Annotated in this window: 11 protein-coding genes and 2 pseudogenes; 6 read left to right on the top strand and 7 right to left on the bottom strand. The window is 73.5% G+C overall.

The genetic code is table 11. The features are described from left to right. Nucleotides 1-59 precede the first annotated feature (59 nt). Complete coding sequence (locus tag HHL19_RS22070; RefSeq protein WP_169092054.1) at nt 60-212, top strand: hypothetical protein; 153 nt, start codon at nt 60-62, stop codon at nt 210-212. Beyond that, on the top strand, nt 209-1,423 hold the full coding sequence (locus HHL19_RS22065) for a PucR family transcriptional regulator (RefSeq protein ID WP_169092053.1): 1,215 nt from the start codon (nt 209-211) through the stop codon (nt 1,421-1,423). The genes HHL19_RS22070 and HHL19_RS22065 overlap by 4 nt, the downstream gene beginning before the upstream one ends. On the opposite strand, the pseudogene HHL19_RS22060 reads toward HHL19_RS22065, so the two are convergent. From HHL19_RS22060 to HHL19_RS22050, 3 genes and pseudogenes are all read right to left on the bottom strand, one after another. Next, nucleotides 1,401-2,086 (bottom strand): annotated as a pseudogene (locus HHL19_RS22060) (zinc-binding dehydrogenase); the annotation flags it as partial. The gene HHL19_RS22065 and the pseudogene HHL19_RS22060 sit on opposite strands and share 23 nt — an antisense overlap. Nucleotides 2,087-2,256: 170 nt before the next feature. Beyond that, the gene (locus HHL19_RS22055) at nt 2,257-2,994 is read right to left on the bottom strand and encodes a VOC family protein (protein WP_169092052.1); all 738 of its coding nucleotides are present in this window, start codon (nt 2,992-2,994) and stop codon (nt 2,257-2,259) included. 30 nt (nt 2,995-3,024) lie between these two features. Next, nucleotides 3,025-4,161: a glutamate--cysteine ligase gene (locus tag HHL19_RS22050; protein WP_346768368.1), complete on the bottom strand. Its 1,137-nt coding sequence runs from the start codon at nt 4,159-4,161 to the stop codon at nt 3,025-3,027. A 232-nt stretch (nt 4,162-4,393) separates the two neighbouring features. Here HHL19_RS22050 and HHL19_RS22045 point away from each other — a divergent pair, with 232 nt between their 5' ends. Further along, the gene (locus HHL19_RS22045) at nt 4,394-4,765 is read left to right on the top strand and encodes a hypothetical protein (protein WP_169092051.1); all 372 of its coding nucleotides are present in this window, start codon (nt 4,394-4,396) and stop codon (nt 4,763-4,765) included. 3 nt (nt 4,766-4,768) lie between these two features. On the opposite strand, the gene HHL19_RS22040 is transcribed toward HHL19_RS22045, so the two are convergent. Next, complete coding sequence (locus HHL19_RS22040; protein WP_169092050.1) at nt 4,769-5,701, bottom strand: LysR family transcriptional regulator ArgP; 933 nt, start codon at nt 5,699-5,701, stop codon at nt 4,769-4,771. Between the two features lie 87 nt (nt 5,702-5,788). Between HHL19_RS22040 and HHL19_RS22035 the strand changes: the two genes are divergently transcribed. Both HHL19_RS22035 and HHL19_RS22030 read left to right on the top strand, forming a co-directional pair. Beyond that, entirely contained in the window at nt 5,789-6,412 is a 624-nt protein-coding gene (locus HHL19_RS22035) for a LysE/ArgO family amino acid transporter (protein WP_169092049.1), read from the top strand. A gap of 179 nt (nt 6,413-6,591) precedes the next feature. Next, complete coding sequence (locus HHL19_RS22030) at nt 6,592-7,689, top strand: ParB/Srx family N-terminal domain-containing protein (protein WP_240981798.1); 1,098 nt, start codon at nt 6,592-6,594, stop codon at nt 7,687-7,689. On the opposite strand, the gene HHL19_RS22025 is transcribed toward HHL19_RS22030, so the two are convergent. The 3 genes and pseudogenes from HHL19_RS22025 to HHL19_RS22020 form a co-directional block, all read right to left on the bottom strand. Continuing rightward, the gene (locus HHL19_RS22025; RefSeq protein WP_169092048.1) at nt 7,662-8,327 is read right to left on the bottom strand and encodes a GNAT family N-acetyltransferase; all 666 of its coding nucleotides are present in this window, start codon (nt 8,325-8,327) and stop codon (nt 7,662-7,664) included. The genes HHL19_RS22030 and HHL19_RS22025 overlap by 28 nt on opposite strands. Before the next feature lie 328 nt (nt 8,328-8,655). After that, nucleotides 8,656-8,850 (bottom strand): annotated as a pseudogene (locus HHL19_RS37530) (short chain dehydrogenase); the annotation flags it as partial. Between the two features lie 860 nt (nt 8,851-9,710). Then, the gene (locus HHL19_RS22020) at nt 9,711-10,601 is read right to left on the bottom strand and encodes an LLM class flavin-dependent oxidoreductase (protein WP_169092047.1); all 891 of its coding nucleotides are present in this window, start codon (nt 10,599-10,601) and stop codon (nt 9,711-9,713) included. Nucleotides 10,602-10,774: 173 nt separating this feature from the next. Here HHL19_RS22020 and HHL19_RS22015 point away from each other — a divergent pair, with 173 nt between their 5' ends. Then, nucleotides 10,775-11,611 carry a hypothetical protein gene (locus HHL19_RS22015; protein WP_240981797.1) on the top strand — a complete coding sequence of 279 codons (837 nt, stop codon included), beginning with the start codon at nt 10,775-10,777 and terminating at the stop codon, nt 11,609-11,611. Nucleotides 11,612-11,726 lie beyond the last annotated feature (115 nt).

Below are 11,726 nucleotides of genomic sequence, written 5' to 3'. Positions count from 1 at the left end.
CGGTCGGCGTGGGGGCCGCCGGGAGGGGGACGACTCCAGCGAGGAGCTGACCCGACACCATGCGCAGACTGATCGCAGCAACTGGAACCGTCGTGATCGCCGCGATGTGCGCCGTGGGCGCCTCCTTCGGGATCGTGTCCCTGCTCGACAGCGTTCCGGAGCAGCCCAACGTTCCCCTGGTCACCTACGAGACCACCCCGGCGAGCCGATGACCCGACTCGCTTGGAGTGAGGTGCCCCGGCCGCAGATGGACCGGTTCGCCGACGTCGCACTGGCCGAATCGTCCGCCCTGGCCCACGAGATCCTCCGCGCCATCCGCCAGGAGTTCCCCGAACTGCGCCTCGTGGAGGGGGAGTCCGGCGAGCCGAAGGCCCTCGTCGGCATCCGGCGGGCCATCGAGGGCTTCGTCCACCATCTCGCGTCCGGCGCCGCCGACCCGCGCGTGCCGTCCGAGGTCTTCCAGGAGTTCGGCCGGGGAGAGGGCCTGAACGGACGCAGCCTGGACTCCCTCCAGGCCGTCTACCGGCTCGGCGTCCGCCTCGCCTGGCGCCGGTTCGCCGAGATCGGCCAGCAGGTCGACATCGCCGCGCCCGCCATGTACGAACTCGCCGAGTCCGGTTTCAAGTACCTGGACGGCCTGGTGGAACAGTCGGTACGCGGCTACGCCGAGGCGGCGGCCCGCCAGGAGGGCGAACGCCTGCGCCTGCAGCGCCGGCTGATCGACCGGCTCCTGTCCGGCCCGCACACCGACCCCGCCCAGTCCCTCGGCGAGCGCGCCGCGCGGATCGGCTGGGACCTGCCGGCCACCGTCGCCGTCGGACTCCTCATCCGGCCCGCCCGGGAGGCCGTCGCCCCCGCCCTCGGCCGGGGGATCCTCCTCGACATGGAGAGCGAGCAGCCGCGCCTGGTCATCCCCGACCCGGACACCGCCGGCCGCGTCGACCACGTCCGCCACGCCACGGCCGGCTGGTCGGGGGCCATCGGCCCGACCGTGCCCCTGGCCTCCGCCGTGGCCTCCTTACGCTGGGCGGAGACGGCCGTGGCCCTCACCGAGGAGGGCCTCCTGCCGCACGGCGAAGTACAGCACTGCACCGACCGCATGGAGGAACTGCTCCTGCTCCCCTCCCGCGACCTCGTCGACGCCGCCGCCGCGCGGTGCCTCACCCCCCTGAACGGTGTCGCCCCCGCCCAGGCCCGCCGCCTCGCCGACACCCTCCTGGCCTGGATCGAGACCTCCGGCGGCGCCCCCGAAGTGGCCCACCGCCTCGGAGTCCACCCCCAGACGGCCCGCTACCGCCTCCGCCAGATCCGAGAACTCTGGGGCGACGCCCTCGACGACCCCGACCGCCGCTTCGAACTCCTCCTGGTCCTCCGCTCCCGACGCCTCCGCACCACACTGGTCAGGGCTTCAGGAGCGCCTTGATCGCCCGGCAGCCCTCGGCGACCTGCTCCAGCGGGAGGGTGAGGTCGGGCAGGTAGCGGCGGACGGGGGCGGGGCCGCCGCGCAGGCCGACGTGGCAGGAGAACAGCTCCTCGCCGTCGACGGCGACGTCGTGCGGGATGCCGCCGAAGCCGACGTTGCCGCCGGACCGGACCGGACCGGGCCGAGCGGAGCGCCCGGCTCGTCGCCTGCGCCGTACCGACGTACTCCAGGACGGAGTCGGCTCCGATGCCGCCGGTCATCTCCTTGACGCGGGCGACGCCCTCCTCGCCGCGCTCGGTGACGATGTCGGTGGCGCCGAACGCGACGGCCAGCTCCTGACGGGACGCGTGGCGGCTCAGGGCGATCGCCGGCGACCGCGGCGGTCGAGCCGGGCCGCACCTCGGCGGCGTCGGCGGCCCACTCGCCGGTGCCCATGACGTCCGACAGCGCCAGCAGTCCCGGCCACAGCGACTCGTCCGGCGTCTCGTCGAGGGCCACGAGGGCCACGAGGGCGCCCTGGGCGTTCGGGACGCGGATGTACTCGGCCTGGCAGGTCGACATGAACTCCCGGTGCGGACAGTTCGACGGGAAACCGTGGGCACAGTTCGCGCAGGTGTTGTCCGAGGCGGCGAAGGATCCGACGACGAACTGGCCGGGCCGCAGCACGGACTTCCGCACCCGCTGGGGCGCCCACGACGTCCGACGCCTCCGAGGAAGCACTACGCCTGCTGGCCTCCTGGGCCGCCACCCACGACAGCCCGCCGGCAGCGCAGAACCCCGCCTGAAGCCGCGGCGCGGCGCTGCGCGAGACCGGTGGGTGGCGGCGCCCCGGGTCAGCGAGGGGCGAGCAGGCAGAACTCGTTGCCCTCCGGGTCGGCCAGCACCGTCCAGTGGATGGCAGACCCGTCGAAGCCGGGGTCGGTGGCGCCCAGGGCGCGCAGCCGGTCCGCCTCCGCGGCCAGGTCGTCACCGGGGTAGGGCCTGACGTCGAGGTGGACGCGGTTCCACCCGCTCTTGGTGTCGGGCGTACGGACGAACTCCAGGTAGGGGCCGACCCCCTTCGCGGACCGCATCCTCGCGTGGTCGTCGGTGACCTCGTGCAGCGTCCAGTCCATCGCCGCGTCCCAGAACCGGGCCAGCTCCCTCGGGTCGGCGCAGTCGACCACCACCGCGGCGATCGGACCGGTGTCCCGGTAGAGCGGACGGGGCTCCAGGACGCAGAACTCGTTGCCTTCCGGGTCGGCCATGACCGTCCACGGCACGTCGCCCTGCCCCACGTCGGCGAGGGTCGCGCCGAGAGCCTTCAGACGCTCGACCAACTCCGCCTGGTGGGCGGCCGACGTCGTGGCCAGATCGATGTGGACGCGGTTCTTCACCGTCTTGGGTTCCGGGCGGGCGACGAGGTCGATGCAGACGGCCGTGGGGTCGGGGTAGGCGAAGCCCACCGGTTCGAGGTTGGTCACCCCGGGCCCCTCGCTGTCGACACCCCAGCCGAGCACCTCCGCCCAGAACCGGCCGAGCGCGGCGTCGTCGTGGGCCTTCATGTTGATCTGTACGAGACGTGTTGCCATGGCGCCGATCCTAAGAGCCCCGCGGGGGCGTCACGCGGGCCGGTCGGAGGCCTCGGACGTGGTGAGGGCGATGAGATGGTCGACGACGTCGGCCGAGCGGCCACGGCGACGGTGCGCGGCACGCTGGGCCTCGGCCCGCCCGCCGTGACGCCGCAGGCGCGACCAGTGCCGGTGGACGAGCCCGGTGTCGCCGGCCTGGTCGAGCGCCGGTCCCGCATGGGCCAGGAGCCCGTCGACGTACACGTGGGCCGGGACCAGCCGGCCGGTGACCGGGTCGACGAGGTCGCCGGCGAGGCCGTCGCGGGCGGCGCGCCAGCAGGCGGCCCGCAGCAGTTCGGGAGCGGGCCGGGGAGCCGGCTCGTTCGCGTCGACGGCGCGCAGCGCGGTGGCGGCCAGAGCCCTGACGAGCCCGGCGATCAGCACGGTGTCGTCGGCGGTGCCCGCGGCGTCGGCGGCCCGGAATTCGAGAGTGGGCACGTGATGGGAGGGCCTGACGTCCCAGTACAGGCCGCCGAGGTCCATGATGGCGCCGGTGCCGAGGAAGCCGCCGACGAGCTCGTCGAAGTGGGCGGTCGACTCGAAGTACGGCGGGGGACCGGCGACCGGCCAGCGTCCCCAGGTGGTCGTCCGCCAGCTGGCGTAACCGGTGTCCCGGCCCGCCCAGAACGGCGAGTTGGCCGAGAGGGCGATGAGCGGCGGGATCCACGGCCGCAGGTGGTTGCTGACCCTGAGGCCGGTGGCGAGGTCGGGGACGCCGACGTGGATGTGGCAGGCACAGGCGATCTGTTCGTCGTCCAGGGCCCGGAAGAGGGCGGCGCTGCGTGCGTAGCGGGGGTCGTCGGTCAGCGGCGGCGGCCCGGACGGAGCGGTGACGGGTGTGCCGCTGGAGACGACGCGCACACCCCGGCGTGCGGCGGCGCGGGCGAGCGCGTGGCGCGTGGCGCGGATCTGGCCGGCGAAGTCGGCCAGGCTGGTGTGGGGGTCGGTACGGGTCTCCACCTGGTAGCGCGTGAGCTCCGGGCCCACCCGCTCGCCGAGTTCGCCCGCCGCCTCGGCCACCACCTTCTCGGCGTCGGCTCGCAGTCCGCGGGAGACCGGGTCGACCAGCAGGAACTCCTCCTCGGCGCCGAGGGTGAGCAGCGGAAACGCCGATCCGGCGGAACGCACCCTGCGGGAGAGGGAGGCGGGGCCGGGGCCCGGGCCGGGATGAGGTAACGGGGTGACGGCCGGTGTCTGCCCTGTACTCGTCATGACGGCCATGCTGACACGAGCGGCCCGCGCAGGGCAGACCGCCGAAGGCGCCTTCGTGGAGCGGGTTCCCTCCGCGCCGCCCGACCGCTACCGTCAGGTAACTTGCAAGGGTCTCCGCAGGACACCACCTCCACGAAAGGGGCGTCACATGCCCGGTTCCGCGACCTCCGCTCGCCTCCTCGGCGGTCTGCTCGTGGGCGCCGGCGTAGCCCACTTCGTGGTTCCGCGGCAGTTCGACGCGATGGTTCCCCGGAGCCTCCCCGGCGCGCCGCGTACGTGGACCCGCCTGAGCGGGCTCGCCGAGATCGCCGTCGGCGCGGCGGTCGCGCATCCGGCCTCGCGGCGCGCGGGCGCGCTGGCCGCGGCCGGCCTGTTCACCGCCGTGTTCCCGGCGAACGTGAAGATGGCGTACGACTGGCGCCACCGCCCGGCCCCCGCGAGGACGGCGGCCCTGGCCCGGCTCCCCCTCCAGGTGCCGCTGGTGCTGTGGGCGCTCCGCGTCCGCCGGGCCGGCAGCTGACGGTCACGGAGCCCGCCGCGCTCCCGACGGGCGGTCCAGGACGTGAAGGGACGCGGCGGCGGTCGCGGCGACGGTCCGGGCCACGAGCGCCAGCGCGGGTACGTCGAGTTTCCACTGCTGCCAGTACAGCGGTACGTCCACGAAGCGGCCCGGGGCCAGCTCGGCGAGGGCGCCGGACCGGAGCAGGGGTTCGGCCTGGGACTCGGGGACCAGGCCCCAGCCGAGGCCGGCGGCGATGGCTTCGGCGAAGCCCACGGAGGTGGGCACGTGGTGTCGGAGCCGGCTCGCACCCGACGCGCCGGAGGCGAGGGCACCGACGAACCGGTCCTGCAGTTCGTCGCGCCGGTTGAAGACGACCACCGGCGCGTCCGGCAGGACGAACTCCAGCGGCCCGCCCGACAGGTGCCGGGACGCGAACGACGGGCTCGCCACCGGCAGATACCTCGCCGCGCCCAAGGGGCTGACGGTGCAGCCCGCGACGGGTTCCGACGAGGACGTCACCGCCGCCATCACCTGTCCGTCGCGCAGCAGCGCCGCGGTGTGCGCCTCGTCCTCCTGGTGCAGTTCGAAGCAGATCGGTGGATCCTGCGGCACCCGGGTCAGGGCCGGCAGGAACCAGGTGGCCAGGGAATCCGCGTTCACCGCGATGGCCAGCCGTGTCGGACCCGATCCTCCCGCGATGCCCAGATCGGTGAGCGCGTCCCGCTCCAGCGCGGCCAGCCGGCGCGCGAACCGCACCACCACCTGGCCCGACTCCGTCGCGCGGACCGGCTTCGTACGGGTGAGGAGGACCCGCCCCGTGCGCTGTTCCAGCGTCTTCACCCGCTGACTGACGGCGGAGGGCGTGACGTGCAGGGCCGCGGCGGCCGCGTCGAAGGTGCCCTCGTCGATGACGGCGAGGAGCGTGCGGACCTGATCGATGGGCAGCTCGTCCATGAGCCCCATGGAATCATGAGCTCACCTTAAGCCGCATAAGAATCTTTAGCTGTACTGAAGCAGGCGCGCGATCGTAGCGTCGTCGCCATGACCAGCACCATCCTCCCGGCGGCCGTCGCCGGATTCGGCACCGGCCTCTCCCTCATCGTCGCCATCGGCGCGCAGAACGCCTTCGTCCTCCGCCAGGGCGTGCGCCGGCAGGCGGTACTCGCCGTGGTCGGCATCTGCGCCCTGTCCGACGCCCTCCTGATCGCCCTCGGCGTCGCCGGGCTCGGGGCCGTCGTCACCGCCTGGCCCGCCGGACTGACCGCGATAGGCCTCGCCGGCGGCGCCTTCCTGATCGGTTACGGCCTCCTGGCCGCACGCCGCGCCCTGCGGCCCGCCGGGGAGGCGCTCGCGACGAACGGGGCCTCTGCGGGCTCCGTACGCGCCGCCGTGCTCACCTGCCTGGCCATGACCTGGCTCAATCCGCACGTCTACCTGGACACCGTGCTGCTGCTCGGCTCCGTCTCCGCCGAACGCGGCTCCCTGCGCTGGGTCTTCGGCCTCGGCGCGATGCTCGCCAGCCTCGCGTGGTTCGCCTGCCTCGGCTACGGCGCCCGCCTCCTCGGCGGCGTCCTCTCCCGCCCCGCCGCCTGGCGCGTCCTCGACGCCCTCGTGGCCGCCACCATGCTCGTGATGGGCACCACGCTGCTGGCCCGCACGGTCTGACCCGGCCCCGAGGGCGACGAGGGCCAGAGGCGGCAGGGCGGTACGCCACCGACGTTCGACCGGCGTTCACCCGGACGACGGACGACGGCTTCCCGCGCGTCGCGCGTGATCAGGACCGTGGGCGCGCCTCCCACGCTGCCCCACTCCCACGCACCGCGATCCCTGAGGAACCGTCACCGATGTCCTCCCCGATGTCCTCCGCGAAGCCCGCCCGTCGCCCCCTGACGGGCACGCTCGCCGCCCTCGCCGTCACCGCCCTGGCCGGCGGCAGCGTCCTCGCGTCCGCGGGACCCGCCCCGGCCGCGCCCGGAGAGCCGGGCGTCCCGCCCTCGCTCTGCGGCCACGACCGGCGGCCGACCCCGCAGGAGTACCTCTGCGCCCGGCCCGGCGACCTGGTCGAGGTCAGGATCGGGGACGTACGCCCGACCCAGCCGTCGCTCGGCCACGACGAGGTCTACTACAAGCTCGGCCGCTTCACGCTGGGCAAGGACAAGATCAACAAGAAGTTCGACGAGTGGTGCGAGACGAACGGCCAGGCCGAGGCGGCGAGCGCCGCTCCGGACGCACGGATCGACGATCCGGCCTCCTTCACCTGCGAACTGCCCGTCGGCCAGGAGACGCCCGAGAGCCTCGCGGCCATGAAGACCGTGGTCGTCGGCCCCGGCGGCAGCCTGTACCTCACCGACGGCCACCACACCCTCACCTCCCTGTACGAACTCCCCGACGGCGGGGCCGACCTGCGGATACGGCTCCGGGTCGTGGCCAACCTCAGCCGGCTGCCCCGGCAGGCGTTCTGGGACCGGATGAAGGCCGAGAAGTGGGTGTGGCTGCGCGACGCCCAGGGCGACGCCGTCGACGTGAACAAGCTGCCCCGGAACGTCGGACTCGCCAACTTCGACGACGACCCCTACCGCAGCCTCCTCTACTTCGGCCGCGACATCGGCTACGAGGCGGGGACGGTCCCGTTCCAGGAGTTCTACTGGGGCGCCTGGCTGCGCGACACCCGCCCCGCCGGCCTCGACCGCTGGAACACGGACGACCTCGCCGGCTACCTCGGCGCCGTCGAGACCCTGACGAAGGCGCAGACGGCCCTGTCCCCGGACAGCGTGGTCGACAGCGGCAGGACCGCCGGCGAACTCGGCGTCCTGGCGGCCTGGAACGACGGCAAGGCCAAGGACAAGGGCGAGTTCGGCAAGCTGGCGAAGCCGTACAGCGAAGCCAAGCCCGGAAAGCTCGCCTACGCCCTCGCCTACAAGGCCCGACTGTCGGACCGCTGACGGCCGGCTCCCGTTCGCCGGAACCGCGCCGTCGGTCGGCCCAGGTACCAGACGGGCCCGGGGTCCGGAACCTCCAACCGCGTGAACCCCAGCCGGTCGTAGAAGGCGCGGGCCGGCGCATTGGCCTGATCCATGCAGAGGTGCACGGCGGGCACGCCCTGCTCGTGCAGCGCGGCGAGGAGCGCGTGGAGGAGCGCGCGCCCGTACCCCTGCCCCTGCCAGGAGGGCAGCAGGTCGATGTGCAGGTGGGCCGGGTGCCCGGACAGCTCCCCGTGGACCATGCGCTCCGGCGTGTGCAGAAGGACCGCCATCGCGTCGGCGGGCGTGCCGGCCGCCCCGGCCGGCGCCGGGAAGCGATCCGCCACCCGAGGCAGCCACTCCGTACGGAACCGGGCGGCGAAGTCCGCGGTGTCCGGCGCCCCGAGGACGTAGCCGACGGCCCGCCCCGTCCCGTCGTCCAGAACGAAGGCGAAGTCCGGCTCCAACTCGACATAGGGATAGGCGAAGATCACGGGCAGCAGCTCGGGATCGGGATAGATCCCGGCGGCGTCACCGCCGGCGTCGGCCGTCCTGACACAGATCTCGCCCAGGGCGGCGCGGTCGGAGGGCCGGTAGCGGCGGATGAACGGTGGCGTCACCCGCCCCACGATCCCAGAGTGGGAGCGCTCCCGCACCGTATTTCTCCACGCGCAGGAGCGGAGTCACAGCAGGTGTCAGACCAGGGTGGCCACCGACACGCCGACGAAGTCCTCGGCCTCGTGCCACAACCCGCGTAGTAGCCGCCGGCCGTGGCGTCGGGGCCGGTGGCCGCGTACAGCAGGGGTTCCGCGCCCTGCTCCGCCCTCTGGGGCGGGACGATCTTGGAGAGCGGCGGCTCGCCAGGCCGGGACGACCGCCGTTCAGGGTCGGGCCGGAGGTCATCGGATTGGCCCGGGTGTAACCGGAACGCGCCGTGCGGGGACGGCCAAGCAGCAGGGGCAGGAGCCGGACGGTGAGGGCGAACGGGCCGAGGAAGTTGGTGCCCGGCTGCAGCTCGAAGCCGTCGGCGGTCTCGGTGCGCCCGGGGACGTTCCTCACGCCGGCGTCGTCGACCAGCAGGTCCAGCGGCCTGCCGACGGAGACCGGCCCTTCCGTGAAGGTGCGGACCGACGACAGGTCGGCGTGCGCGCCGCCAGAACGACATGGGCACCTGCCCCGGCGAGCTTTCCGTGCTGGTCGGGAACCTCAACGAACTCAGCCGCCGCGTGGGCCTCGGCAGGGCGAACGTGCTGCGCTACTTCGAATCGCGCGAGGCGGTCCTGCTCGACCTCCTCGACCTCCTCGACCTCCTCGACACGGAGGCCGAGGAATGGGCCGACGAGCTCACCCGCCTGCATCCGCCCGTCCCGGGCACCACGCGGCAACGGGGCGACCGCCTGGCCGGACGTCCTGGCCACCTCGATGGCCGCCCGCCCGGTCGTGTGCGACCTCCTCGGCGCGCAGGGCGTCGTACCGGAGGCAACATCTCCACCGGGGTGGCCATCCGGCACAGGAGCGTGGCGAAGACCTTCCTGGAAGCCCTCACCCCCTTCGCGCGACAGCGCGTACCCGAACTCGGCCCCGAGACGCCGCCGGCACCCTCATCGAGACCACGCCGACACCGAACTGGCACCCATGCGCCTGGACTTCACCGGACCGGTCCGCCGCACCACGGCCATCACCACCTCCGGCCTCCTCGCCCGCCACGAGCAAGCGCCGACGAAGGTCCCGACGACCTGAGCAGCCCGCCGCGGGGGAGCGGTCGCGGCCGACGGGACGGCGCCCGTGGGCAGCGCGACGGCGACGAGCGTCGGCTACGCCAGCGCAAGCCCCGCGCGATGAACGAAGGGCCCGGCCATCCGCAGCGCGGACGCGAAATCGACCCCACCCAACAGCGGCCGACAGCGCGCGTCGGGGGAAGGCAGGGCGGTCCAGGGAAGGACGACGTGCGGCTCGCACGGACAGCGGCCCGTCACGCCCGCCCGCCGCGCCCGCCACCCTGGTCAGCCCATGCGGCGACGGCTCGACGCGAGCGCTCCCCACACACCCCCGAGCTGCTTCAGCGGCTCGTCGCCCACGACCCGCAGCACCACCGTTCCCGCCCCGGCCGCGGCCAGCTCGTCCACGCGTTCCACGGCGTCCTCGACGCGCCCCGAAACGGTGAACACCTGCTCCGGTGGGCGACCCAGCCAGCCCGCGTGGCCCTCGACGGTGGGCTGCAACGTCCGCGCCACCTGCTCGCGGTCTTCCCCCACCGAACAGAAGGCCAACACGATCAGGTCGTGGTCGACCCCCGCGCCGCCCCGCGCGGTCAGTTCCCGTGCCCGTTCGAGATCCCGCGGCCCATGCCCCTCGGCGATGAGCGTCCCGTCCGCGACCCGCCCCGAAAGCTCAAGCGAGCGAGGACGCACGACACCGGCGACGATCGGCGGCGGCTCCAGCGGCGGGTGCACCAACTGGATACCGTCCAACCGCACCTCGCGCCCGACCAGTTCGACCCGCTCGCCACGCAGCAGCGCCCGAACCGACCGGATCGTCTCCTCCAGCAACGCCAGCGGCGACCGCGGCGCGACACCGGCGGCCGCCATCCACTCCGCCACCCCATGCCCGATTCCGGCGGTCAGCCGCCCGGGGAACATCCGCGCCAACGTGGCCAGTTCCATGGCCAGCAGCGCCGGACTGCGCAGCGGCGCAGGGGTGATCCCGATCCCCACCCGCAGCCGCTCCGTCGACGCGAGTGCCACCGCGGCGGCCGACACGCCACCGTTCCACCCGAGGTCCTCGACCACCCACAGATCGTCCACCCCGAGCGCCTCGACCTCCCGCGCAAAGGCCGGCAGACCCTCCGGTGCCCAGTCACGGTCGTACATCACACCGATTCGAACCGCAGTCATGCGAGGCACCGTAGGCCCGCCCCGACCCGGTGATCAACATCTCCGCGCGCCTGCTCCTGCTCGGGCGCGGGCGCGGGATGGCCTGACGTGGCAGATCAGACGCATCGAAGGCGGGCGGCGCAACGGGGGAGGGGAGGCTAGGCTGCCGATCCTCGGCGATGGGGGGACATGGAATGCGGTACCGGAAGATGCGGACGATCGTGCTCGCCACGGCCTTGGCACTCGTCGCCGGCTGCGGCTCCAAGGCAGCCGATACCGCCGATACCGCCGATACCGCCGAGACGGCCGACGGGGTCCCCGGCGCACCCACGGCCAGCGCCGCAGCCACAGCCACGGCCTGGACGCTCGCCGCTCCGATCCGCATCAACGGCGTCCGAACCGCTGACGGCGGCCGTTCCCTGGAAGTGGACGCCGAAGTGCCCGACGGGGCGGGCGACTGCGTACGCGACGTGCGCGGCGAACTCGAAACCGTCGAACACGGCACCGTGTACGTGAAGGTCACGTACGAGACGCCTGCCCTGGACCGGGACTCCGGCTGCACCGGGACGCGGCGGATCGAAGCGACGGTGAAGCTGGGCGAACCCCTGGGCACGCGCACGATCATGGTGAACAGCCGAGACGTCTACACCCCCAAGGGCGCCACCCCACCCGCCCTGCGACGGTGCGGCGAGAACGGGTGCGACCCGACACCCCCGCGCTGCACCTCCTCCTCGTACCACCAGGCGGTCAACGACACGGACATCCCGAAGCACACGAGCTGGGAGTACCGCGGCTGCGACGACACATGGCTGGTGCTGGACCTGTCGACCCGCATGGGACCGGCGTGCGGCGGCGCCGAAGCCGGTTGCTCCTCCTCGACCGTCTCCCAGCGCTGGTTCTACCGGGCCGAGACCTCGGGCTGGCGGCCGGCGGCCATGAACGGCGACGCGGGATGCGCGGGCATCCGCAAAGTCCTGCCGGAGCTGCCGTCCCGCCTCTGCGCCGAGCTCCCGCGACTCGACCGCAACTGAATCCCTCCAACGCGCACGTCCGGTGCCCGCCCTGGGCTCGTCCCGCGCTCCCGGCTGCTCGCCAAGCGGAATTGCACCCACCGTATGCGAGTTGCGCCACTGTGTCAGGAAGATC

It is taken from the genome of Streptomyces sp. R302, from assembly GCF_012927245.1.
GTDB lineage: Bacteria > Actinomycetota > Actinomycetes > Streptomycetales > Streptomycetaceae > Streptomyces.
Note: the sequence above shows the minus strand (reverse complement) of the source record. Positions and strands in the feature narration are given on the sequence as shown.